A 23,424-nucleotide genomic window follows, 5' to 3' on the forward strand; every position below is an offset into this window, starting at 1 on the left:
CTCGAAATGAACGGGTTCAGCAAAGGAATCCTCCTGTTGAACACCGGCGGGGGACCAGCGTTTTTAAATTGAACAAGCGTTCAAGTTAATCATGGATTGGGCGTTGGATGCGAATAAGGCCGCTGACCGGTGGGTTTGGTTCCCAGCTGGGTTCGGGGTTGTGAGCGCCGCAGGGCGGCGCTTCGCAAGGGGCAGCAGAAGGGGCTATTGCTTGTCCTGGCAATCCAGTTGCAGGTTTGCCTGGGTGATGTTGCTTTCGGCCGGCACACTGCGGGTCAGCCACACATTACCGCCGATGGTCGACCCCTTGCCGATGGTAATGCGCCCCAGCACGGTAGCGCCGGCGTAGATGACCACGTCGTCTTCCACGATCGGGTGCCGCGCCAGGCCCTTGTGCAAGGTGCCGGACTCATCGCTGGGGAAGCGCTTGGCGCCGAGGGTCACGGCCTGATAGATGCGTACGCGCTCGCCGATGATCGCGGTTTCGCCGATTACCACACCGGTACCGTGGTCGATGAAGAAGCTCGGGCCGATTTGCGCACCGGGGTGGATGTCGATGCCGGTGGCCGAATGCGCCAGCTCCGAACTGATCCGCGCCAGCAGGGGCAGGCCAGCACGGTAAAGGTGGTGAGCGAGGCGGTGGTGAATGATGGCCAGGATGCCTGGGTAGCACAGCAACACCTCATCGACGCTGCGTGCGGCGGGGTCACCGTGGTAGGCCGCCAGCACGTCGGTGTCGAGCATCACGCGCAGGCCCGGCAGCGCTGCGGCGAAACCCTGGATCAACCTGAGTGCCTGCGCATCCGCGCCGGCCATGTCGTCCTGGCTTTGCCGGGCGGCATAGCGCAGTTCCAGGCGCGCTTGGGCCAGCAACGCATTCAGGGCGGCATCCAGGGTGTGGCCCACGTAGAAATCTTCACTCTCTTCACGCAAGTCCACAGGCCCGAGGCGCATGGGGAACAACGCGCCGCACAGTTGCTCCAGCACGTGCCGCATCGCCTCGCGCGAGGGCAGCTCGCGGCCACCCTGCTCACCGCTGCTGCGGCCGTTGCGGCTGCGCCATTGCTCACGGGCGCCACGCAACCCGGCCACGATACTGTGCAACTGCCAGTGCCCAGATGAAGGTTGTTCGCTCACGGTTTTCTCCTGCCGTATCGGCCATCCAGTTTTATCGCCAGGCCCGCAAACGGCCCGGGCCGGCCTGTGTGCGAACCACTCTACGGCAAAACAGTCACTTGGAAATAACACCGCTTTATTCCATGCTGCGCCAGGCTGGGCATAAGGGAAGCGAGTTATAAAAAACGGAATAACAAGATAATTTTTTAGTATTTCCTGGCCTAACACGCCAATCCTATAGTCGCCACCCACTACTTCCACAACAAGCGCGGGGCTCAGACATGTCGAAATTCGTCAAACCATTACTCAACGCAAGCCTGGCTGTGGTGCTGGGTACCGGCCTGCTCGGCCACGCTTTTGCCGGGGAGGAACTCAAGACCATCCAGGAAAAGGGCGTGATCAACGTCGGCCTGGAAGGCACCTACCCACCGTTCAGCTTCCAGGACGAAAACGGCAAGCTGACCGGCTTCGAAGTGGAGCTGTCCGAGCTGTTGGCCAAAGAGCTCGGGGTAAAGGCCAAGATTCAGCCCACCAAATGGGACGGCATTCTGGCGGCACTGGAGTCCAAGCGCCTGGACGTGGTGGTCAACCAGGTGACCATTTCTGACGAGCGCAAAAAGAAGTACGACTTCTCCGAGCCGTACACCGTCTCTGGTATCCAGGCGCTGATCCTGAAGAAGAAGGCCGACCAGCTGAACATCAAGAGTGCCCAAGACCTGGCTGGCAAGAAGGTGGGTGTAGGGCTCGGCACCAACTACGAGCAGTGGGTGAAGCAGGATGTGCCCCAGGCTGAAGTGCGTACCTACGAGGACGACCCGAGCAAGTTCGCCGACCTGCGCAACGGCCGCATCGACGCCATTCTGATCGACCGCCTGGCCGCGCTGGAGTATGCGCAAAAAGCCAAGGACACCGAGCTTGCCGGTGAGGCGTTTTCGCGCCTGGAAAGCGGCGTGGCACTGCGCAAAGGTGAACCGGAGCTGCTGGCAGCCATCAACAAGGCCATCGACAAACTCAAGGCAGATGGCACCCTGGCTAAGCTCTCCGAAAAATACTTTGGTGCTGATGTCACTCAATGATCGCTGAAAGCCTGCAACTGGTTGTCGACTCCGCGCCCTTCTTGCTGAAGGGCGCGGGTTATACGGTCCTGCTCAGCGTCGGGGGGATGTTCTTTGGCCTGCTGCTGGGCTTTGCCCTGGCATTGATGCGGCTGTCCAAGGTGCTGCCGGTGAACTGGCTGGCGCGGGTCTACGTGTCGTTCTTCCGAGGCACACCGCTGCTGGTGCAGCTGTTCGTGATCTACTTCGGCATGCCGCAGATCGGCATCGAACTTGACCCCATCCCTGCCTCGCTGATCGGCCTGTCACTGAACATGGCGGCCTATGTGTGCGAAATTCTGCGCGCCGCGATTTCCTCCATCGACCGCGGCCAATGGGAAGCGGCGGCCAGTATTGGCATGACCCGCGTGCAGGCCATGCGCCGGGCCATTTTGCCGCAGGCGCTGCGCACAGCGCTGCCGCCGCTGGGCAACAGCTTCATTTCGCTGGTCAAGGACACCGCGCTGGCGGCCACCATCCAGGTGCCGGAGCTGTTCCGTCAGGCTCAGCTGATTACCGCACGCACCTTCGAGGTGTTCACCATGTACGTGGCAGTGGCGGTGATCTACTGGGTGCTGTGCAGCATCCTGGCGCACTTCCAGAACCGCATGGAAGCGCGGGTCAACCAGCATGACCAGGAGCATTGAGCATGATTGAAGTCAAAGGCCTTACCAAGCGCTTCAAGGGCCAGACCGTGCTCGACGGCATCGACCTGACCGTGCAGGCCGGCGAAGTGGTGGCCATCATCGGCCCCAGCGGCTCGGGCAAGACCACCTTCCTGCGTTGCCTCAACCTGCTGGAAACGCCCGATGCCGGGCAGATCCATATTGGCGACATCGGCATCGACGCCAACCGCCCGCTGGGTTCGCAGCAGGGGGCGATCCGCCGGCTGCGCCAGCAGGCCGGGTTCGTGTTCCAGAACTTCAACCTGTTCCCGCACCGCACAGCGCTGGAAAACGTCATCGAAGGGCCGGTGATCGTCAAGAAGACACCCCGCGAGCAGGCCGTGGCCCTGGGCCGACAGCTGTTGGCCAAGGTTGGCCTGGCCGGCAAGGAAGACGCCTACCCCAGGCGCTTGTCCGGCGGCCAGCAACAGCGTGTCGCCATCGCGCGTGCCTTGGCTATGGAGCCGCAGGTGATCCTGTTCGACGAACCTACCTCGGCACTGGACCCGGAACTGGTGGGTGAGGTGCTGGCGACCATCCGCAGCCTGGCCGAAGAAAAACGCACCATGATCATCGTTACCCACGAAATGAGCTTTGCCCGGGACGTGGCGAACCGGGTGGTGTTTTTCGACAAGGGCGTGATCGTGGAGCAGGGCGAGGCCAAGGCATTGTTCGCGGCCCCGCAGCAAGAGCGCACCCGGCAGTTCTTGCGCAAGTTCCTGGGCACGGCCGCCTCTGAGTAACGCCCCGCGCCCGCCCTGCCAAAGGGCGGGCAGCCCTCTTCTATGCATATTCCAAAGCGTTAGTTCATAAACTTTTTATAAAGCCTTACGGTATATATACCGGACCACCGGACCAGCACACATCTGCCGCAATCAGCTGTAGCGGCATTACTTATTTGTGAGGTCAGGAATGGTCAGGATCACAATCACCCCAGTGCGTAACGCCAGGGCATTGAGTGCAGCCAAGGAGCGGCACTGATGCCCACACATGCCCAAATCCCTTCCAGCAGCGACCTGGACAGCGCGCCACCCCTGCTGCCGGCCAAGATACTGCGCAACGATGCCGAGGCCTTGCAGGCGGCACGTGACGTTGCCGCAGTAGCCCGTGAACACGCCGCACGTCGCGACCAGCAACGCAAACTGCCCTGGGCCGAAATCGAACTGTTCACCCGCAGTGGCCTGGGCAGCATCAGCGTGCCCAAAGCCCATGGCGGCCCAGACGTGTCGTTCGAGACCGTGGCCGAGGTGTTCCGCCTGATCAGTGCTGCCGACCCCGCGCTGGGGCAGATCCCGCAGAACCAGTTCGGCATGCTGCAACTGCTGCGCCTTACGGCAACCGAGGCGCAACAGGCAACGCTGTTTCGCAGCGTGCTGGACGGCTGGCGCATCGGTAATGCAGGCCCCGAGCGTGGCACCAAGGACACCCTCACCCTCAAGGCCCGGATTACCCGCTCAGGCGATGGCTTTCGCATCAGCGGCGAGAAGTTCTATTCCACCGGTGCCCTGTTCGCCCACTGGGTGGCAGTAAAGGCGCTGGACGAACAAGGCCGCCAGCGCCTGGCATTCGTACGCCGCGGCACCCCGGGCCTGCGTATCGTCGATGACTGGTCCGGGTTCGGCCAGCGCACCACCGCCAGTGGCACGGTGCTGCTGGACGAGGTCCCGGTGGAGGCCGAGTTGGTCATCGACAACTGGCGCCAGCGCGATGTGCCCAACATCCAGGGCGCCGCCTCGCAGCTCATTCAGGCAGCGATAGACGCCGGCATCGCAGAAGCCGCAATCGACGACGCCATCACCTTCGTGCGTGAAAAATCACGCCCGTGGATCGAGGCCAAGGTCGATCGCGCCAGCGACGACCCCTACGTAATCGCCGACATCGGCCGCCTCAAGCTCGACCTGCACGCCGCCGAGGCTTTGCTGCGCAAAGCTGCGCGAGTGCTTGACGAGGTCAATGCCAAACCCGTGGATGCCGAGTCGGCGGCGCGGGCCTCGATTGCGGTAGCCGAAGCCAAGGTGCTCACCACCGAGATTGCCCTGCAGGCCAGCGAAAAACTGTTCGAGCTGGCCGGCAGCCGCGCCACCCTCGCCGAGTTCAACCTCGACCGCCACTGGCGCAATGCACGCGTGCACACCCTGCACGACCCGGTGCGCTGGAAGTACCACGCGGTGGGCGCCTACCACCTCAACGGCACACGGCCCGCGCGGCATTCCTGGATCTGATCTGCAGCGTGCGTGGGGCCACTGGGTGCCCCCACGCCGCGGAGAAACACCATGACTACAAGCATCATCAGCAACGACGCCGAAGCCCTCGGCGTTGCAGAACACCTTGCCCAGCAGTTGCGCCGCGACAGCGCACTGCGCGACCGTGAACGGCGTTTGCCACACGCAGAACTCGAGCTGTTCACCCGCTCGGGGCTGTGGGGCATCAGCGTGCCCAAGGCGTACGGTGGGGCGGGCGTATCCAATGTCACCCTGGCCAAGGTGATCGCCCGCATTGCCCAGGCCGACGGTTCACTCGGGCAGATACCGCAGAACCACTTCTACGCGCTGGAAGTGCTGCGGGTAAACGGCACACCCGAGCAGCAACAGCGCCTTTATGCAGAAGTGCTGGGTGGCCGCCGCTTCGGTAACGCCCTGGCCGAGCTGGGCACCAAGACCGCCAATGATCGCACCACCCTGCTGAGCCGCGACGGCGCGGGCTGGCGTATCAATGGCCGCAAGTTCTATGCGACTGGCGCCATCTATGCCCAGCGCATTCCAACCTCGGTGGTTGACGAACAAGGCGTGCAGCACCTGGCCTTCGTGCCCGCTGACAGCCAGGGGCTGCAGGTGATAGACGACTGGAGCGGGTTTGGCCAGCGCACCACTGGCAGTGGCTCTGTGGTGTTCGACAACGTCTGGGTCAACGCCGATGACGTGGTACCGTTCCAGAGCGTGTTCGAGCGCCCGACACCGGTGGGGCCGCTGGCGCAGATTCTTCATGCTGCCATCGATACCGGCATCGCCCGCGCCGCCTATGAAGACGCCCTGCACTTCGTGCGTACCCGCAGCCGGCCCTGGGTGGACTCCGGTGTGGAACGTGCCAGCGACGACCCGCTGACCCTCAAGAGCTTCGGCCACTTGGCCATACGCCTGCATGCCGCCGAAGCCTTGCTGGAACGTGCCGGCGAATACCTGGACCTGGCCCGAGCGCACAGCACTGCCGACAGCGTCGCCGCTGCGTCCATCGCCGTGGCTGAAGCGCGGGCCATCAGCACCGAAATTGCACTGGCAGCCGGCACCACCCTGTTCGAGCTGGGCGGCAGCCAGGCCACCCTGGCCGAACACAACCTGGACCGCCACTGGCGCAACGCCCGCGTGCATACCCTGCACGACCCGGTGCGCTGGAAGTACCACGCCATCGGCAACTACTACCTCAACGATGCCAACCCGCCACGCAGGGGGACCATCTGATGGCCAGGCACATTCTGCTCAACGCCTTCAACATGAACTGCGTGGGGCATATCAACCATGGCCTGTGGACCCACCCACGCGACACTTCCACCCAGTACAAGACCCTCGAGTACTGGACCGACCTGGCGCGCCTGCTGGAGCGGGGGCTGTTCGACGGGCTGTTCATCGCCGACATCGTCGGCACCTATGACGTGTATGGCCAGTCGCTGGACGTGCCGCTGAAGGAATCCATTCAACTGCCGGTCAATGACCCACTGCTGCTGGTGTCCGCCATGGCCGCAGTCACCCGCCACCTGGGTTTCGGCCTGACTGCCAACCTGACCTACGAGGCGCCCTACTTGTTTGCACGGCGCCTTTCCACCCTGGATCATCTGAGCAATGGCCGGGTTGGCTGGAACATCGTGACCGGCTACCTGGACAGCGCGGCCCGCGCCATGGGCCTTGCCCAGCAGCCCGAACACGACCGGCGCTACGACCAGGCCGATGAATACCTGCAGGTGCTGTACAAGCTGCTGGAAGGCAGCTGGGCGGACGATGCCGTGGTTGCCGACCGCCAACGGCGCGTGTACGCGCAACCCGACAAGGTGCGCAAGGTTCAACACCATGGGGCGTTCTACGACGTGGACGGCTACCACCTGTGCGAGCCGTCGCCCCAGCGCACGCCTGTGTTGTTCCAGGCGGGCAGTTCGCCGCGCGGCCTGGCATTCGCCGGCAACCATGCAGAATGCGTATTCATCAGCGGCCAGGACAAGGCCGCCACCCGCACCCAGGTCGACAAGGTGCGTGCCGCAGCAGTAGCGGCAGGGCGTACAGCAAACGCCGTAAAGGTGTTCATGGGCATCACGGTGATCGTTGCGCCCACCGAGCAGCAGGCCCAGGCCCGGCATGCCGAGTACCTGCGCCATGCCAGCGCCGAAGCCGGGGTGGCGCACTTTGCCGCGTCCACCGGCATCGATTTTGCCGCGTACGGCCTCGATGAGCCCATTGCCTTCCGCCAGGGCAACGCCATCCAGTCGGCCACCCGTCAGTTGCAGAGCGACGCCTGGACCCGCAGGCGCCTGCTGCAACAGCACGCCTTGGGTGGCCGCTACGTAACCCTGGTCGGCGACCCGCAGCAGGTGGCCGAGCAACTGATCGCCTGGGCCGACGACACCGGCCTGGACGGCTTCAACCTCACCCGCACCGTCACCCCCGAAAGCTTCGAGGACTTCATCGAGCTGGTCGTGCCCCAATTGCAAGAGCGCGGCCGCTACAAAACCGCCTATGCCGCCGGCACCCTGCGGGAAAAACTGTTCGACGCCAGCCACCCACACCTGCCAGCCGACCACCCAGGTTCGGCCTACCGCTTTACCCCCTACCCTGCCCCGACTGGAGCCCTGCACCATGCTTGAGAAACTGTTCCTGCCCGTCGCGGCCATCGCTGTTGCCCTGGGCCTTGCAGCCGGCGCCAATGCGGCCGAGCCGCTGAAAATCGGCACCACCTCGGCTTTCGCCATCCCGCTGGAGGCTGCGGTGGAAGAAGCACACAAGCAAGGCCTGGAGGTGAAGCTGGTGGAGTTCAGCGACTGGATTGCCCCCAACGTCAGCCTCAACAGTGGGGACATCGACGTCAATTACTTCCAGCACATCCCCTTCCTGGAAAACGCCAAGGCGGCCGCCGGTTTCAACTTGGTGCCGTACGCCCCCGGCATCATCAACAACGTAGGCCTGTACTCGAAAAAGTACAAAAGCTTTGCCGAACTACCGGATGGCGCCAGCGTGGCCATCGCCAACGACCCCATCAACAGCGGCAGGGGCCTGCAACTGCTGGCCAAGGCGGGGCTGATCACCCTGAAACCCGGGGTCGGCTACAAAGCCACAGAAGACGACATCGTCGCCAACCCGAAGAAACTGAAAATCCTCCAGGTGGAGGCCGTGCAGCTGGTGCGCGCCTATGACGACGCCGACCTGGTGCAGGGCTACCCCGCCTACATCCGCCTGGCCAAGACGTTCGATGCCGGGTCTGCATTGCTGTTCGATGGCCTGGAAAACAAGGAATACGTGATCCAGTTCGTGATCCGCCCACAGAGCAAGGGCGACCCGCGCCTGGCCAAGTTCGTCGACATCTACCAGCATTCGCCGGCAGTGCGGGCAGCGTTGGACAAGGCCCACGGCACGCTGTACCAGGCAGGTTGGGAGGGGTGACATGAGCCAGACCAGCGCACTGAAGGTGCCAGGTACGGCGCCCCTGCCGCTGCAAGCCGAGCCGCTGACCCTGCGCCCGGATGTGAATGACGCCCACGTGCGCTTCATAGGCCTGGGCAAGACCTACCCGGGCCAGGCGCAGCCCGCCCTGCAAGGCATCGACCTGAACATCCGCCGTGGTGAAATCTTCGGCATCATCGGCCGCAGCGGTGCCGGCAAGTCCTCGCTGCTACGCACCATCAACCGCCTTGAGCAGCCCAGCCATGGCCGGGTGCTGGTGGACCAGGTGGACATTGGCGGGTTCGACGAGGACCAACTGGTGAACCTGCGCCGCAGCATTGGCATGATCTTCCAGCACTTCAACCTGATGTCGGCCAAGACGGTGTGGCAGAACGTGGAGTTGCCGCTGAAAGTGGCTGGCATGGCCAAGGCCGAGCGCCAGCGCAAGGTACGCGCCCTGTTGCAACTGGTAGGCCTTGAGGAAAAGCACCAGGTGTACCCGGCGCAGCTGTCGGGGGGCCAGAAGCAGCGGGTAGGCATCGCCCGGGCACTGGTGCACGACCCACGCATATTGCTGTGCGATGAAGCCACTTCCGCACTGGACCCGGAAACCACCGCATCCATTCTTGAGCTGCTGCGCGACATCAACCGGCGCCTGGGCCTGACCATCGTCCTGATCACCCATGAAATGGCGGTGATCCGCGACATCTGCCACCAGGTCGTGGTGCTGGACCGCGGCCAGGTGGTGGAACAGGGCGAAGTCTGGCGGGTGTTCGGTGCGGCACGCCATGCCGTGACGCGCACGTTGCTGGCACCGTTGCAACCCAGGTTGCCAGACGCGTTGACGGGCCGCCTGCAAGCCAGCCCGGCAAGCCGGGACAGCGCCGTGGTGCTGAAGCTGACGGTGTTGGGCGAACCGGACCTGACTGCATTGTTCAACACGTTGGGCGGCAGCGTGCGGTTGCTGCAAGGCGGGGTACAAGCCATCGGTGAGCATGCCCTGGGGCAGTTGATCGTGTCGGTGCAGCATTCGCCGCACGCGACCGGCCCGTTACTGGAGCGGGCCCGTCGCTGGGCCGAAGATGTGGAGGTGCTTGGTTATGTGGTTTGATCGCTTGCTGCAGGGCTTGCTCGATACCTTGTTGATGGTGGGTGTGTCATCGCTGATCGCCCTGCTGGCCGGTGTGCCGATGGCAGTGTTGCTGGTCACCAGCGACAAAGGCGGCATCTTTGCGGCCCCCACGCTGAACCGCGTGCTGGGGGCGTTCGTCAACCTGTTCCGGTCCATCCCGTTCCTGATCCTGATGGTTGCGCTTATTCCCTTCACCCGTATGGTGGTAGGTACCACCTATGGCGTATGGGCCGCAGTAGTGCCACTGACCATCGCTGCCACGCCGTTTTTTGCGCGCATTGCCGAGGTGAGCCTGCGGGAAGTGGACCACGGCCTGGTCGAGGCGGCGCAGGCCATGGGTTGCCGACGTTGGCACATCGTCTGGCACGTGCTGTTGCCCGAAGCGCTGCCGGGCATCGTGGGGGGCTTCACCATCACCCTGGTTACCCTGATCAACTCATCGGCCATGGCGGGTGCCATCGGCGCCGGAGGGCTGGGGGACATCGCCTACCGGTATGGCTACCAGCGCTTCGACAGCCAGATCATGCTGACCGTGATCGCCATGCTGGTGGCGCTGGTGGCGCTGATCCAGCTGGGCGGGGACCGCCTGGCGCGCGGGCTGAACAAGCGTTGAAAAGGTGCCGGGCCAACCCGGCACACTCAGCCCCAGCGCAAATCCTGCGCCGCGACTGGCCGTCCGAACCAGTAACCCTGGCCTAACTGGCATTGCTCCTGCAGCAGCAGGCTGGCCTGCTCCGGCTGCTCGATGCCTTCGGCATGCACCTGCATGCCCATGCTGCGCGCCAGGGCAATGATCACCCGCACGATGGCCACATCGTCTTCGTCGAACGGCAAGCCAGCGACAAAGCCTTGGTCGATCTTGAGTTTCTGTACCGGCATCCGCTTGAGCCGCAGCAGCGACGAGTAGCCGGTGCCGAAGTCATCGATGGCCAGTGCCACGCCCAGCTCACGCAGGCGATGCAGTTGCTCCAGCGCCACTTCGGGGTCTTCCATCACGGCGCTTTCGGTGACTTCCAGCTCCAGCAGTGCAGGCGAAAGGCCCGTGTCGTGCAACACGTCGGCTACCTGCCGGTACAACTCACGCTGGCCAAACAGGCGGCTTGAGATATTCACTGCCACAAAGGCCAGCGGGCGGCCTTCCTGCTGCCAGCGCACCATCTGCCGGCAGGCATTGCGCAGTACCCAGGCATCTATCTCGGCAATCAGCCCGGTGCGTTCGGCGATGGGGATGAATTCTACCGGTGGCACCAGCCCCCGCTGCGGGTGCTCCCAACGCACCAGGGCCTCTACACCCACCTGGCTACCGGTCGCCAGGTCGTGCACGGGCTGGTAGTACACCCGCAGTTCATCGTGCTCCAGCGCCCGCCGCAGCTCCCCTGCCGTTTCCACCCGCTGCTGGGCGTGGGCGGTCAGTTCCTCGGTGTACAGCGCATAACAGGCTCGGCCGTTGCTCTTGGCCTTGTACAGGGCCGAGTCGGCGTTGCGCAGCAACTGCTCGGCACTCAGGGCGTCACTGGGGAACAGGCTGATGCCGGCACTGACGCTGATGAACAGCCGGTGGCCCTCGAACACGAATGGCTCACGCATGCGGTCGATGATGCCCTGGGCCAGCTTGCCGGCCTGGCCCAGGTCCTGGCAATGCTCTGCCAGCACGCCGAATTCGTCACCGCCCAGGCGCGCCAGGGTCACGCCGCTCACTACCACCTCGCCCAGGCGATCACCCACCAGCTTCAGCAACTGATCGCCGATGGTATGGCCCAGGCCATCATTGATGCTCTGGAAGTGGTCGAGGTCCAGCAGCAACAGTGCACAGCCGCGCTTTTTTGCCTGAGCAGCCACCAGCGCCTGCTGCACGCGGTCGGTGAACAGCAGGCGGTTGGGCAGGTCGGTGAGCGGGTCGTGGTGGGCCAGGTAGGCCAGCTCCTGCTCGGAATGCTTGATCGCGCTGATGTCGCTGAACACCGCGACGTAATGGCTGAGCTCGCCGTCGTCGTCGCGGATCGCGCAGATGGTCTGCCACTGCGGGTAGATTTCGCCGCTCTTGCGCCGGTTCCAGATCTCGCCGCTCCACTCGCCCTTTTCGGAGAGGGTGGCATAGATGTGCTTGTAGAATTCCGGGCCATGGCGCCCCGACTTGAACTTGCTCGGGCGCTGGCCGATCACCTCGTCCTGCCGGTAACCGGTGATACGCATGAAGGCGCGGTTGACGTGCACGATCAGGCCTTTGCGGTCGGTGACCAATACCCCTTCGAGGGTGCTGTCGAACACAGCGGCGGCCATGCGCAGGCGTTCCCGGTCCTCGCCGCGCAAGCGCGCACCGATGCCGATGAAGTTCAGCAACCTTACGCGTGACACATAGATCAGCAACGCACTGAGCAGTACCCAGACCACCAGGTTGATCTGCCGCCCTACGGTACGGGCCAGGGGATCGTCAGTCATGCCGTGCAGCATCACCTCGGCCAGTACCAGCCAGAGGATCGAGAGCACCACATACAGCGCAGCCATGCGCAAGGCGTCGCGAACGGAAACAGACATGTCGGGTGGAATTGCCCATGCAAAAGGATGGGGGATTATAAAGGTTCTGCTGCGCTGTGCGACCGCTGCACGGCGCGCCGCGCAAAGATCGCCTGAAACATCACGTGGTCAGCTGCGACTGGTTTTATTTCCCCGCCAAGGGATAATCGGCCCTTCCCCCTGCATTTCGAGGGTATTTGCATTTATGTGGTACAACGGCCTGCTCGACTTGTCGGCCTGGCAACTGGTCGGCATCACTTTGTTGATGACCCATGTGACCATTGTCAGCGTCACGGTCTACCTGCATCGCTACTCGGCGCACCGGGCACTGGAGCTCAACGCCGGGCTCAAGCATTTCTTCCGTTTCTGGCTGTGGCTGACCACGGCGCAGAACACCCGCGAATGGACCGCCGTCCACCGCAAGCACCACGCCAAGTGCGAAACCCCGGACGACCCGCACAGCCCGGTGTACAAGGGTTTGGGTACGGTACTGCGCAAGGGCGCCGAGCTTTACCGCGAAGAGGCGCGCAACCCCGACACCTTGCGCATCTACGGCAAGAACTGCCCGGATGACTGGCTGGAGCGCAACGTCTATTCGCGCTACAAACTCGGTGGCATCGCGCTGATGGCGGTGATCGACCTGCTGCTGTTCGGCACCGCGGGTATCACCATCTGGGCGGTGCAGATGATGTGGATACCCTTCTGGGCCGCCGGCGTGGTCAACGGCCTTGGCCATGCAGTGGGCTATCGCAATTTCGAGTGCCGCGACGCCGCCACCAACCTGGTGCCGTGGGGCATCGTGATTGGCGGCGAAGAGCTGCACAACAACCACCACACCTACCCCAACTCGGCCAAGCTGTCGGTGCGGCGGTGGGAGTTCGATATGGGTTGGGCGTGGATTCGCCTGTTCTGCCTGCTGCGCCTGGCCAAGGTCCAGCGGGTGGCACCCATCGCCCACCGGGTGGCGGGCAAAGCCAGCCTGGACATGGACACTGCCATGGCCATCCTCAACAACCGCTTCCAGATCATGGCCCAGTATCGCAAGCTGGTCATCGGCCCCCTGGTGAAGCAGGAACTGGCGCGCGTGGATGCGTCCGTCAGCCACCACTTCCGCCGTGCCAAACGCCTGCTGTCGCGGGAAACCAGCTTGTTGGAAGACCGCCATCACGTGCGTATCGAGTCCATGCTGGCCCACAGCCAGGCGCTCAAGACCATCTATGAAAAGCGCCTGGCACTTCAGCAGATATGGGCCCGCACCAGCGCCAATGGCCATGACATGCTGGCAGCCATGAAAGACTGGGTGCACGAAGCGGAAACCAGCGGCATCCATGCCCTGCGCGAGTTCGCCGCGCAACTGAAGACCTACTCCCTGCGGCCTACTGCCGCCTGATGTTCCGTTGATCGGCGCGCCCCTTTTTGGGGCGTGCCGTTCAGGAACTTCGCCCGCCTGTTTCGACTCGAACTGCCCACATCGGCCGGAAGGTGGCCGCACCTTTACCCGTCGAGACGCGCTGCGTGCCCATGGCCAAGAACATACACACGATTCTGCCCGGTACCCCTCCCCCTGACGCCGCCAAGACATTGCTGGCTCTGCTCCACGCCCAAGGCGAAGTCGCGCGCCTGAGCGAGCGCGAGCAGCTGTTCAGTACGCTGCTCAACAGCGTGAACGCAGTGTTGTGGGCATTCGACTGGGAGACCCGCCAGGTGCTGTACGTCAGCCCTGCCTACGAGCGCATCTTTGGCCGCCCGGTTAGCCTGGTAATGGCCGACTTCAATGAATGGCGGGACAGCATCTACCCTGACGACCTGGAGTTCGCCGAACGCAGCCTTGCCCAGGTGTTGCTCAAAGGCTCGGTGGAAGACCGGGAGTACCGCATTCTGAATGCCGAAGGTGAGGTGCGCTGGCTCAGCGACAAGTGCTACGTCAACCAGCAGCGCGACAGTGACCGGGTGATCATCGTGGGTATCGCCGAGGATATCACCGAAAAGAAGCGCCTGGAGGGCGAACTGCAGCGGCTGGCCACCACCGACGTACTCACCCAAAGCAGCAACCGCCGGCACTTCTTCGAGTGCGCCAAACAGGCCTTCGACAAGGCCCGTGAAGACGAGGCGCCGCTGACCTTCCTGTTGCTGGATATCGACGACTTCAAGGCGATCAACGACAGCTATGGCCACCAGGAAGGAGACCAGGTGCTGCAACGCATCGCCGACAGCGGCAAGGCGGTGCTGCGCAGGGGCGACCTGTTCGGGCGGATTGGTGGCGAGGAATTTGCGGCGGTGTTCCCTGGCTGTACGGCCAAGGTGGCGGAGCAGATTGCCGAACGGCTTCAGCGGGAGATACAGCGGCTGAATTTTGGCCAGTCAGAGCGCCCGTACGGCGTCACCATCAGCCAGGGCCTGACCGGTTTGACTGCCGAAGACGACACGCTCGACAGCCTGTACGCACGGGCAGATGCCGCGATGTACCAGGCCAAGCGCCAGGGCAAGAACCAGATCGTCCACGGGTAGGAGTCGCTTGAATAGCTTAGGCAGCATAGCCGTCCCTGCGCAGGGGACTGTCTTGCACAAAATGTGAGAGCTGGCCCAATCACTGTGGGAGCGGGTTTACCCGCGAAGCAGACAGCGCGGTGCAGGGCACCGGCTTCGCCGGTGTTCGCGGCTGAAGCCGCTCCCACAGGTGACTGCTAACTCAACAGGTTATATGCAGTTCCACAGGAGCGGCTCGCCGGCGAGGGGCCGCCGAGCGGCCCCACTATCAGCGTAAGATCACGCCAGTTCGGCGAAGCACTCTTCGATGATGGCCAGGCCTTTGTCCAGCAGTGCGTCTTCGGCGGTCAGCGGAACCAGGATACGCAGGACGTTGCCGTAGGTGCCGCACGACAGCAGGATCAGGCCCTTGTCACGGGCCTTGGCCACAACCTGGGCAACGGCAGCGGCGTTCGGGGTGTGGGTACCCTTCTCGAACACTTCCACAGCAATCATCGAACCCAGGCCACGTACGTCACCGATGATCGGGTGCTTTTGCTGGATTTCACGCAGGCCGGCAGTGAGGCGCTCGCCAACGGCTTTGCTGCGGTCCAGCAGTTTTTCTTCTTCGAACACGTCGATAACGGCCAGTGCAGCGGCACAGGCGATCGGCGAGCCGGCGTAGGTGCCACCCAGGCCACCGGGGGCGATTGCATCCATGTACTCGGCCTTGCCGCACACACCTGCCAGCGGGAAGCCGCCAGCGATGGATTTGGCGAAGGTGGTCAGGTCAGGCGCAACGCCCATTTGCTCCATGGCGAAGAAGGTACCGGTACGGCCAGCGCCAGTCTGCACTTCGTCAGCGATCAGCAGAATGCCGTGCTGGTCGCACAAGGCACGCAGGCGCTTCATCAGCTCTTTAGGCGCTGGCAGGAAGCCGCCTTCGCCTTGTACTGGCTCAAGGATGATGGCCGCGATATCGCGTGGCTCGGCATCGTTCTTGAAGATGCGCTCGACCGAGGCAATGGCGTCGTCAACGCTGACACCGTGCAGTTCGCTCGGGAACAGCGCACGGAACACGCCCCCTGGCATCAGGCCCATGCCCGCAGAGTACGGTACGACCTTGCCGGTCAGGCCCAGGGTCATCATGGTACGGCCGTGGTAACCGCCGGTGAAGGCGATGACGCCAGCACGGCCGGTGGCTGCACGGGCAATCTTGACGGCGTTTTCAACGGCCTCGGAGCCGGTGGAAACCAGCAGGGTCTTCTTGTCGAAGTCGCCCGGTACCAGCTTGTTGATCTTCTCGCACAGCTCCACGTAGGGCTCGTACGCCAGCACCTGGAAGCAGGTGTGGCTGACCTTGGTCAGCTGCTCTTGCACGGCCGCAACCACTTTGGGGTGCAGGTGGCCGGTGTTCAGTACGGCGATGCCGCCCGCGAAGTCGATCAGTTCGCGGCCTTCAACGTCGATAACGGTGGAGTTCTTTGCCGATTCAACGAAGATCGGGTGAATCTGGCCGACACCACGCGGAACTGCGGCGACACGACGTTGCATCAAGGATTCGTTGGTCTTGCTCATAATGCCCTCATTGCGCCGGTCTGGAATGGCGCTTTTATTCGGGGGTGGCTGGGAGTGCCCACGGTCAGTATTCGTTGATCGACCGCCGCGAACGCCCTGGCCACCAGGTACTGCGCTGTAAAAAAGGCCAGCGAGACGTCGCTCTCGCGCCCCGCTGGCAGAGGTAAAGCCTTAGCGTGCGATCAGATGCTGATGCACAGGTACTTGATTTCGAGGTAGTCCTCGATACCGTACTTGGAGCCTTCGCGGCCCAGGCCCGAAGCCTTGATGCCGCCGAATGGCGCCACTTCGTTCGAGATCAGGCCGGTGTTGATACCCACCATGCCGTACTCCAGCGCTTCTGCGACACGGAACACACGGCTCATGTCACGGGCATAGAAGTACGACGCCAGGCCGAACTCGGTGTCGTTGGACATGGCGATGACTTCGGCCTCGTCCTTGAAGCGGAACAGCGGGGCCAGCGGGCCGAAGGTTTCTTCCTTGGCCACGGCCGCGTTTTTCGGCACATCCACCAGGATGGTCGGCTCGAAGAAGTTGCCTTCGATCAGCTTGCCACCGGACAGCACCTTGGCGCCTTTGCCTACGGCGTCTTCGATGTGTTCCTGAACCTTGGCCACGGCCTTGCCATCGATCAGCGGGCCGGTGGTGGTGCCTTCTTCCAGGCCGTTACCGATCTTCAGCTTGGCAACTGCTGCGGCCAGCTTCTGGGCGAACGCGTCGTACACGCCGTCCTGCACATAGATGCGGTTTGCGCAGACGCAGGTCTGGCCGTTGTTGCGGTACTTGGAGATGATCGCGCCCTCGACCGCCTTGTCCAGGTCGGCGTCGTCGAACACGATGAACGGGGCGTTGCCACCCAGCTCCAGGGAAACCTTCTTGATGTCCTTGGCGCACTCTTCCATCAACTGGCGACCGATTTCGGTCGAGCCGGTGAAGGAGAGCTTGCGCACCAGGGAGTTGCCGGTCAGTTCGCCGCCCACTTCACCGGCGCTGCCGGTAACGACGCTGAGCACGCCAGCCGGGATGCCGGCACGGTTGGCCAGCTCGACTAGGGCCAGTGCCGAGTAAGGGGTCTGCGAGGCAGGCTTGAGCACCATGGTGCAGCCAGCAGCCAGGGCCGGGCCGGCTTTACGGGTGATCATGGCAGCCGGGAAGTTCCACGGGGTGATGGCGGCGGTAACGCCGATTGGCTGCTTGATGACGATCAGGCGCTTGTCTGGCTGGTGGCCCGGGATGGTGTCGCCATAGACGCGCTTGGCTTCTTCGGCGAACCATTCGATGAACGATGCGGCGTAGGCAATTTCGCCCTTGGCTTCGGCCAGGGGTTTGCCTTGCTCGGTGGTCATCAGGCGAGCCAGGTCGTCCTGGTTCTCGATCATCAGTTCGAACCAGCGACGCAGCTTGGCCGAGCGCTCCTTGGCGGTCAGTGCACGCCAGGCCGGCAGGGCCTTGTCGGCGGCTTCGATGGCGCGGCGGGTTTCCGCAGTGCCCATCTTCGGCACGGTACCGATGACTTCACCTGTGGCCGGGTTGGTCACATTGATGGTCTGGCCGCTGTCCGCATCCAGCCACTCACCGTTGATGAAGGCTTGCTGGCGGAACAACTGAGCGTCTTTGAGCTGCATGTCGGCTTCCCGAATTGTTGATTGTTGAAAGCGCCCAACGCAGGGCATCGAGCGTTTGAAATCTCAAACGAATGCTAAGCGTCTGCTGGGGTGTTGGACAATAGGCTGTTCGAAAAAAAGAACGAGTGGTTGAACACCCGAATGGATGTTTCATGAATGTGGGCTGGGGCAGATGGCCCTGCGGCAGGCAAACCGGCCCCATAGGGCCGGTACAGGCAGAAAATCAGAATGCCTTGTCGAGGTCGATCACCAGCGCCCGGTAGCCCACGCTGCCGGGCTGCCTGCTGTGCACCTTCAGCTCAACCAGCACCTCCTGGGTGCCCCGCCGGACCTCGTTGAGCACGGTTGTGGTCAGCTTTTGCGGTGTCAGGAAGTTCACCGACGCCGAATAGATGAACTGGGTATCGGTGTCCGCTCTATAAGCCACCACGGAGGTCACCGGGCTGTACCACTCGTCGCCGCGCTCCTTGCCGTACTCCCACACTTGCTCCACCAGGCCTTTGGCCTCGTCGATGCGGTATTCCACCGCGCGGCTGTAGTTCCCGGTCAACCGAGTGGGTGCAAAGCCCCGGCCCCAGCCGTTGTCGAACACGGTCAGCGTGCCTTTGCCGGTCAGCCAGGCTGTGTGCTGGGTCCATGACCAGTCGAAGCTGTCGCTGTGCACCGGCGTGAGCACCTTGTGCCGCAGGCGCTCGGGCCAGCCCTGTGGCGAGGCGAGGATCCACTTCACCTCCTTGTCACGGCCAATCTTCACCACCCCCTGGTGACGGGCTGAAACGATGATGCTGTCGTCATCGGTATCGTAATCGATGGCATTTACGTGCGCCCAGTTACGCCCGGTGCCCACCCCCGGGGTATCGCCAAACGGCAGATCCCCTTCCGCCAGCTCATTCGCCAGCCGGTCGCCCTGCCGGCTGACGCCCGGGGGCAACTGGATGGCCGCTTTGCCCAGTGTTTCCAGCAGGTCGCCACGGTACGGGTCGAGGATCTGGTTGAGGTCCCAGAAGTCCAGCACATCGCCGGCCTCGTTCACTTCGATGATGTGGTCACGAATGGAGCGTACACGCTTGCCGTCCGGGCGACGGTAGTCGCTGGTGCCTACGCGCAGCAGGTAGGTGCCGTTGCTGGTCTCGCGGATTTCATGGGAGAAGTCTGCAAACTTGTCGGGCAGGCTGCGCTGCCAGATCCGCCGCCCCAGCAAGTCGTACTTGGAGTAGGTTTGCCCCTGCCCCCAAATCAGCTTGCCATCGCGGGTTTGCTGGAAGCCCATGGTGCCCCCTAGGCCATCGCGACGGTTGGAGTCGTGAATCTGCTCGATGTCCAGGTACCAGCGCACGTCGCCGTTGGTATCGGCGATCCAGTTGTTGCCCACCTGGTCCCACTCGGCGGCGCCGCCCAGGCCATTCCACTTGAAAGCACGCCCGCCCGGGATGTCCCCAAGCAGGTGGTTGAACAGGTACAGGCGTTTTTCAAACCCGGGCGCCACCTGCACCGGTTCCACCTCCGGCAAGGCGGCCGTCTGCCTGGCAACCACCGGCAGGCGCACAGCCGGCGCGTAGATCTGGTACTGCTCACGCATGCGCTGGCCATCAAGCTTGTAGGTAACTTCCACCTGGTTGACATGGTCGGGGTACAACCCGAAAACCGGAATACCCCCGTAGGTCCACAACGAACGGTCGGACACCTCATAGGCGATGTCCACCCCGCGCTCACCCCGGCCCAGCACACGTACATGGGCAGCACTGAGGCTGCGGCCGCCGTCACGGATGATCGCGGTGAGCGGCGCCAGCCGGTAAGGGTTGACCACCACATCGCCCAGCAACGCTTCGTCGGGCTGTGGCACTTTCGCGGTCAGGCACGCGCCCTCAGGCAATACGGGTGTTTCTGTCTTGGCGTTCATGGCAAAGCTCCTTGTGCTCAGAAGTCGTAACGGGCAGTGGCGCCGAAGGTACGCGGGGTACCGATCGCACCGGCATAACCGCCGTTGGCGGAGTTCCACAGGCTGGTGAAGTAGGTCTTGTCGCCAGCGTTCTTCACCCAAAGCGACAGGTCGACCACGCCATCGCCCTGGTCCAGGCGCACGCCGGCAGACAGGTTGACCAGTGCATAGCTGGGGATCTGGCCAAAATCAGAGTCGTCGATGGTGCCCACGGCCTTTGAGCGGAAGGCGTAGCTGGCGGTGACGTAAGGCTCGACCCGCTCGGTGGCCTGCCATTTGTACTGGGCATTGACGTTGGCGATATATTTGGAGGCGCCGACCACCTGATGGCCAGACAGGTCGCAGGTGGCATTGGCGCTGGCCAGGCTGACCTCCGGCGGGCACGGTGCGTCCTTGTACTCGGTGTAGCGCACGTCGTTCCACGAACCGTTGAAGTTGACCGTTAGCCCCCGCACCGGCAACGCCGTGGCCTCGAATTCGAGCCCGCGCGAGCGCACGCGGCCGGCATTGGCCAGGTACTGCACGCGGTTGACCTGGTCGTAGACGTTGGCCTGGTAGCCATGCACTTCGGCCCAGAACAGGTTGGTATTGAGCTGCAGGCGGTTGTCGAACAAGCTGCTTTTCAGGCCCAACTCGGCATTGTTGACCCGCTCGGTGCCCACCAGCAGCGAGCCAGTACCCAAGCGGGGCGCCGCGCCGACGGTGAGGTTCACTCCACCCGATTTCTCGCCGTGAGTCAGGGTGGCGTAGCCCAGCAACTGCTCGTTGAAGCGATAGCTGAGGCCTAGGAGGCCAGACGGGCTGAAGCTGTACTGGCTGAGGTCGCCCGAATCGTACGCACCTGCGCGGCCCTGACGCGCAGCCGCGGCAGCCCCGCTGACCGCCGCGCCGCCGCTGGGCGCATCGCGGGTAACCCAGGCACTCTTTTCTTCATAGGTGCCGCGTACGCCGGCGGTGAAGTCCAGACGGTCGGTGACATGCCAGGTGCCTTGGGCGAACAGCGCGTAGCTGTCGGTATCGATGTGGCCGTTACCCAGGGTGTCGACGTTGGCCAGCGCACCTGCCGGGGTCTGGTTCCAGATATCAGCCTGTGGGCCGTAATAGGTGAACGACTTGTTGTCCAGGTCCTGCTTGAAGTAGTAAGCACCCAGTACATAATCGAAAGCGCCGCCGGTCGGAGATGCCAGGCGGATTTCCTGCGAGTACTGCTTGTCGCGCACCGCTACACCGGCACTGTAGAACACCGGCACGTTGAGGCCGTCATCGTTGCGCGGGGTGAAATCCCACCAGCGGTAGGCGGTGATGGAGGTCAGGGTGAAGTCGTTGGGCAGGGTCCAGTTGGCTTCCACCGAGGTCCCCCCTTGGAACACGGTGACTTGTTGGTCGGCATCGAAGTTGACCTTGCGGTCCTTGCCCGATACCAACGTCGCGCCAGCCTGGGCAGCAAGGCTCTGGTAGCGGTTGATGCCTTTGATGGTCGGCCCGGTGCTGTAAAGGCTCAGGATGCCGTTGTCGGAATCCTCTTCGTTGTACTCCCCGATCCAGCGCAGGTTGAAATTATCACTGGGCTTGAACAACAGCTGCGTGCGAAAGCCCTGGCGTTTGCCGCCATTGAGCGTGTCGCCGTTGTGCACGTTTTTCACATAGCCGTCGTCTTCGGTGCGATAAGCACTGATGCGCCCGGCCAGGGTGTCACTGAGCGGGCCCGAGAAACTGCCCTGGGTCTGCCGATACCCGTCTTCACCAATGGACTGCTGGATACTGCCTTCACGGTGGAAGGTAGGTTTGCGCGTGGTCACGTTGAGTACACCGGCGGTGGTGTTCTTGCCGAACAGCGTGCCTTGTGGCCCCCGCAGTACTTCCAGTTGCTCCACGTCCAGCAGGTCGAACACCGCCATGCCCGGGCGGCCGAGGTAGACGTTGTCCAGGTAGATGCCCACGCTGCCCTCCAGGCCGTCGCTGGCGGGGTTGTTGCCAAGCCCGCGTATGGAAATGCTCGACTGGCGGGCATGCACGTACGCCACGTTGGTACTGGGCACCAGTTGTTGCAGGTCCTGCACGCGATAAACACGTTGGGTTTCCAGGGCTTCACTGCCCAGCACGCTGATGGGCGTAGGCACGCTCTGCGCGGTTTCTTCACGCCGCCGGGCATTGACCGTGACGGTGCCCAGCTTGGTTTCCTGCTCCACAGCAGGGGCAACAGGCCCTACTTCTTCGGCGAAGCTGGGCACGGAGGCCGCCAACAGAACACCGGCCGCTAGCGGGTGCAGGGTGAAACGTGAGGCGCGCGATGGCTTTCGGGTGTGTCTGGACATGCAGATGCTCCTTGAGGCTTGGCCCTGGGCGAGCATTTCCGTTGGCGGAACCGAATCGCGGTAATGGGGGGCTTATATTCTTTTAAGAGATATAAATATTGTTAAAACATATTATGTGGAATAAGAGACTCCCTTTATAAGGGGACTGACCCGTGTCATCAATTGCATTCGGCCGAAGGTTTCAATGTAGAAAATGCATATCGATCTGCGTCAGCTACGCCACTTCATAGCTTTGGTTGAACACCGCAGTTTCGTGGCGGCGGCTGCGGCAGTGAACCTGTCGCAGTCAGCCTTCAGCCGCAGCATCCAGACGCTGGAGCACAATGTGGGTTGCCGCCTGGTGGACCGCGCCAGCAAGGACTTGCCCCCGACGCGCCAGGGGCTGCTGGTACTGGAACACTCGCGCCGGCTGGTGCATGGCGCGCACAACCTGGTCAATGAAATTCAACAGTTCAACGGCGCCACCACCGGCGTGGTGCGCTTCGGCTCGGGGCCTGCGCCGGCAGGGGGCCTGGTGCCGCGGGCGGTGGCACGCTTCGTGGCCGAGTACCCTGCCGCGCGCACGTGCTTTCAGGTGGATAACTGGCAGGCACTGAACCGCAAGCTGGTCGCCGAGGAAATCGAGTTCTTCGTGGCCGACACCCGCCAGTTCGAATCAGACCCGGATTACCAGGTGCACAGGCTGGCACCCCAGCGCTGGCATTTCTGCTGCCGCGCCGGGCACCCGCTGGCCAGGCAACAGCGCGTGCAGGCGCGGGACCTGTTCGATTACCCGATGGCCACCACCTTTCGCCCGCCGAATATCCGCAAGATCCTCAGCGATCTCAGCGGCCGGCAAGACTTTCTGCCGTCGGTGGAGTGCGAGCATGGGTACGCATTGCTGAACGTGGTGATGCACTCGGACACCATCGGCATCGCCTGCAATGCCAATTTGCGGCCCTATCAACATGAAGAGGGCCTGGTGAAGCTGGAACTGGCCGACCTGACGCAAGAGCAGCGGGAGGCCTGCCATACCCGTTATGGGGTAGTGAGCCGGGTGGGGTATGGGTTATCGCCGTTGGCGCAGGGGCTGGTCAGGCAGTTGATTGCCTGTGATGGGGAAGCCTGAGAAACGGCCCAGCCCATGGATAACCTGGGAGCCACTGGCCTGCACAAATCTGACAGCTGGCGCAATCATTGTGGGAGCAACTGTCTTTCACAAAACCTGAACGCTGGCGCAGTCCACCTTGTGGGAGCGGGTTTACCCGCGAATGCGTCAGTAGCGTCACCATTGCATTCGCGGGTAAACCCGCTCCCACAAGATAGATGCCAGCGTTCAGGAAATTGGCATAACCATTATTG

General features: G+C 63.0%; 18 protein-coding genes. 12 read left to right on the top strand and 6 right to left on the bottom strand.

Annotated features, from left to right (window positions below):
• Positions 1 to 204: 204 nt before the first annotated feature.
• A complete protein-coding gene (gene epsC / locus IAE36_RS17065; RefSeq protein ID WP_028635371.1) occupies positions 205 to 1,137 on the bottom strand; it encodes a serine O-acetyltransferase EpsC in 933 nt (310 codons plus the stop codon).
• 260 nt (positions 1,138 to 1,397) lie between these two features.
• Here epsC and tcyJ point away from each other — a divergent pair, with 260 nt between their 5' ends.
• From tcyJ to IAE36_RS17110, 9 genes are all read left to right on the top strand, one after another.
• Positions 1,398 to 2,192: a cystine ABC transporter substrate-binding protein gene (gene tcyJ / locus IAE36_RS17070; RefSeq protein ID WP_201213609.1), complete on the top strand. Its 795-nt coding sequence runs from the start codon at positions 1,398 to 1,400 to the stop codon at positions 2,190 to 2,192.
• On the top strand, positions 2,189 to 2,857 hold the full coding sequence (tcyL, locus tag IAE36_RS17075; RefSeq protein WP_028635373.1) for a cystine ABC transporter permease: 669 nt from the start codon (positions 2,189 to 2,191) through the stop codon (positions 2,855 to 2,857). Before tcyJ ends, tcyL begins: the two co-directional genes overlap by 4 nt.
• Before the next feature lie 2 nt (positions 2,858 to 2,859).
• On the top strand, positions 2,860 to 3,618 hold the full coding sequence (gene tcyN / locus IAE36_RS17080; protein ID WP_201213611.1) for an L-cystine ABC transporter ATP-binding protein TcyN: 759 nt from the start codon (positions 2,860 to 2,862) through the stop codon (positions 3,616 to 3,618).
• Positions 3,619 to 3,855: 237 nt separating this feature from the next.
• On the top strand, positions 3,856 to 5,097 hold the full coding sequence (locus IAE36_RS17085; protein WP_201213612.1) for an SfnB family sulfur acquisition oxidoreductase: 1,242 nt from the start codon (positions 3,856 to 3,858) through the stop codon (positions 5,095 to 5,097).
• A 51-nt stretch (positions 5,098 to 5,148) separates the two neighbouring features.
• Positions 5,149 to 6,330 carry an SfnB family sulfur acquisition oxidoreductase gene (locus IAE36_RS17090; RefSeq protein WP_201213614.1) on the top strand — a complete coding sequence of 394 codons (1,182 nt, stop codon included), beginning with the start codon at positions 5,149 to 5,151 and terminating at the stop codon, positions 6,328 to 6,330.
• Positions 6,330 to 7,721, top strand: a complete 1,392-nt coding sequence (locus IAE36_RS17095) for an LLM class flavin-dependent oxidoreductase (protein ID WP_201213616.1) — start codon at positions 6,330 to 6,332, stop codon at positions 7,719 to 7,721. Before IAE36_RS17090 ends, IAE36_RS17095 begins: the two co-directional genes overlap by 1 nt.
• Positions 7,714 to 8,514, top strand: coding sequence for a MetQ/NlpA family ABC transporter substrate-binding protein (locus IAE36_RS17100; RefSeq protein ID WP_201213618.1), 801 nt, complete (start codon positions 7,714 to 7,716; stop codon positions 8,512 to 8,514). The genes IAE36_RS17095 and IAE36_RS17100 overlap by 8 nt, the downstream gene beginning before the upstream one ends.
• 1 nt (position 8,515) lies before the next feature.
• Complete coding sequence (locus IAE36_RS17105; protein ID WP_201213620.1) at positions 8,516 to 9,625, top strand: methionine ABC transporter ATP-binding protein; 1,110 nt, start codon at positions 8,516 to 8,518, stop codon at positions 9,623 to 9,625.
• On the top strand, positions 9,615 to 10,259 hold the full coding sequence (locus tag IAE36_RS17110) for a methionine ABC transporter permease (RefSeq protein WP_028635380.1): 645 nt from the start codon (positions 9,615 to 9,617) through the stop codon (positions 10,257 to 10,259). The genes IAE36_RS17105 and IAE36_RS17110 overlap by 11 nt, the downstream gene beginning before the upstream one ends.
• 26 nt (positions 10,260 to 10,285) lie before the next feature.
• Here IAE36_RS17110 and dibA read toward each other — a convergent pair whose 3' ends face one another.
• Positions 10,286 to 12,181: a phosphodiesterase DibA gene (dibA, locus tag IAE36_RS17115; protein WP_201213622.1), complete on the bottom strand. Its 1,896-nt coding sequence runs from the start codon at positions 12,179 to 12,181 to the stop codon at positions 10,286 to 10,288.
• A 184-nt stretch (positions 12,182 to 12,365) separates the two neighbouring features.
• Between dibA and desA the strand changes: the two genes are divergently transcribed.
• Entirely contained in the window at positions 12,366 to 13,550 is a 1,185-nt protein-coding gene (desA, locus tag IAE36_RS17120) for a delta-9 fatty acid desaturase DesA (RefSeq protein ID WP_028635382.1), read from the top strand.
• Between the two features lie 131 nt (positions 13,551 to 13,681).
• Positions 13,682 to 14,668: a GGDEF domain-containing protein gene (locus tag IAE36_RS17125; protein WP_201213624.1), complete on the top strand. Its 987-nt coding sequence runs from the start codon at positions 13,682 to 13,684 to the stop codon at positions 14,666 to 14,668.
• Between the two features lie 258 nt (positions 14,669 to 14,926).
• Here the strand turns inward: IAE36_RS17125 and gabT are convergent, their stop codons facing one another.
• The 4 genes from gabT to IAE36_RS17145 all read right to left on the bottom strand — a co-directional run bounded on the left by gabT (position 14,927) and on the right by IAE36_RS17145 (position 22,083).
• Positions 14,927 to 16,204 carry a 4-aminobutyrate--2-oxoglutarate transaminase gene (gene gabT / locus IAE36_RS17130; RefSeq protein WP_028635384.1) on the bottom strand — a complete coding sequence of 426 codons (1,278 nt, stop codon included), beginning with the start codon at positions 16,202 to 16,204 and terminating at the stop codon, positions 14,927 to 14,929.
• Positions 16,205 to 16,386: 182 nt separating this feature from the next.
• Positions 16,387 to 17,829 carry an NADP-dependent succinate-semialdehyde dehydrogenase gene (gabD, locus tag IAE36_RS17135; protein WP_201163852.1) on the bottom strand — a complete coding sequence of 481 codons (1,443 nt, stop codon included), beginning with the start codon at positions 17,827 to 17,829 and terminating at the stop codon, positions 16,387 to 16,389.
• Between the two features lie 223 nt (positions 17,830 to 18,052).
• Positions 18,053 to 19,729, bottom strand: coding sequence for an aryl-sulfate sulfotransferase (locus IAE36_RS17140; protein ID WP_201213625.1), 1,677 nt, complete (start codon positions 19,727 to 19,729; stop codon positions 18,053 to 18,055).
• A 17-nt stretch (positions 19,730 to 19,746) separates the two neighbouring features.
• Positions 19,747 to 22,083: a TonB-dependent receptor gene (locus IAE36_RS17145; RefSeq protein ID WP_201213626.1), complete on the bottom strand. Its 2,337-nt coding sequence runs from the start codon at positions 22,081 to 22,083 to the stop codon at positions 19,747 to 19,749.
• 193 nt (positions 22,084 to 22,276) lie between these two features.
• On the opposite strand from IAE36_RS17145, the gene IAE36_RS17150 reads away from it, so the two are divergent.
• Complete coding sequence (locus tag IAE36_RS17150) at positions 22,277 to 23,191, top strand: LysR family transcriptional regulator (RefSeq protein ID WP_201213627.1); 915 nt, start codon at positions 22,277 to 22,279, stop codon at positions 23,189 to 23,191.
• The last annotated feature ends 233 nt before the right edge of the window (positions 23,192 to 23,424 follow it).

The sequence above is a fragment of the Pseudomonas sp. S36 genome (assembly GCF_016647875.1).
Classification (GTDB): Bacteria; Pseudomonadota; Gammaproteobacteria; order Pseudomonadales; family Pseudomonadaceae; genus Aquipseudomonas; species Aquipseudomonas parafulva.

What these genes read in the sequence shown, in the direction of transcription:
- tcyJ (WP_201213609.1), top strand. Translation starts at nt 1,398, where the DNA reads ATGTCGAAATTCGTCAAACCATTACTCAACGCAAGCCTGGCTGTGGTG.
- tcyL (WP_028635373.1), top strand. Translation starts at nt 2,189, where the DNA reads ATGATCGCTGAAAGCCTGCAACTGGTTGTCGACTCCGCGCCCTTCTTG.
- tcyN (WP_201213611.1), top strand. Translation starts at nt 2,860, where the DNA reads ATGATTGAAGTCAAAGGCCTTACCAAGCGCTTCAAGGGCCAGACCGTG.
- IAE36_RS17085 (WP_201213612.1), top strand. Translation starts at nt 3,856, where the DNA reads ATGCCCACACATGCCCAAATCCCTTCCAGCAGCGACCTGGACAGCGCG.
- IAE36_RS17090 (WP_201213614.1), top strand. Translation starts at nt 5,149, where the DNA reads ATGACTACAAGCATCATCAGCAACGACGCCGAAGCCCTCGGCGTTGCA.
- IAE36_RS17095 (WP_201213616.1), top strand. Translation starts at nt 6,330, where the DNA reads ATGGCCAGGCACATTCTGCTCAACGCCTTCAACATGAACTGCGTGGGG.
- IAE36_RS17100 (WP_201213618.1), top strand. Translation starts at nt 7,714, where the DNA reads ATGCTTGAGAAACTGTTCCTGCCCGTCGCGGCCATCGCTGTTGCCCTG.
- IAE36_RS17105 (WP_201213620.1), top strand. Translation starts at nt 8,516, where the DNA reads ATGAGCCAGACCAGCGCACTGAAGGTGCCAGGTACGGCGCCCCTGCCG.
- IAE36_RS17110 (WP_028635380.1), top strand. Translation starts at nt 9,615, where the DNA reads ATGTGGTTTGATCGCTTGCTGCAGGGCTTGCTCGATACCTTGTTGATG.
- dibA (WP_201213622.1), bottom strand. Translation starts at nt 12,181, where the DNA reads ATGTCTGTTTCCGTTCGCGACGCCTTGCGCATGGCTGCGCTGTATGTG.
- desA (WP_028635382.1), top strand. Translation starts at nt 12,366, where the DNA reads ATGTGGTACAACGGCCTGCTCGACTTGTCGGCCTGGCAACTGGTCGGC.
- IAE36_RS17125 (WP_201213624.1), top strand. Translation starts at nt 13,682, where the DNA reads ATGGCCAAGAACATACACACGATTCTGCCCGGTACCCCTCCCCCTGAC.
- gabT (WP_028635384.1), bottom strand. Translation starts at nt 16,204, where the DNA reads ATGAGCAAGACCAACGAATCCTTGATGCAACGTCGTGTCGCCGCAGTT.
- gabD (WP_201163852.1), bottom strand. Translation starts at nt 17,829, where the DNA reads ATGCAGCTCAAAGACGCTCAGTTGTTCCGCCAGCAAGCCTTCATCAAC.
- IAE36_RS17140 (WP_201213625.1), bottom strand. Translation starts at nt 19,729, where the DNA reads ATGAACGCCAAGACAGAAACACCCGTATTGCCTGAGGGCGCGTGCCTG.
- IAE36_RS17145 (WP_201213626.1), bottom strand. Translation starts at nt 22,083, where the DNA reads ATGTCCAGACACACCCGAAAGCCATCGCGCGCCTCACGTTTCACCCTG.
- IAE36_RS17150 (WP_201213627.1), top strand. Translation starts at nt 22,277, where the DNA reads ATGCATATCGATCTGCGTCAGCTACGCCACTTCATAGCTTTGGTTGAA.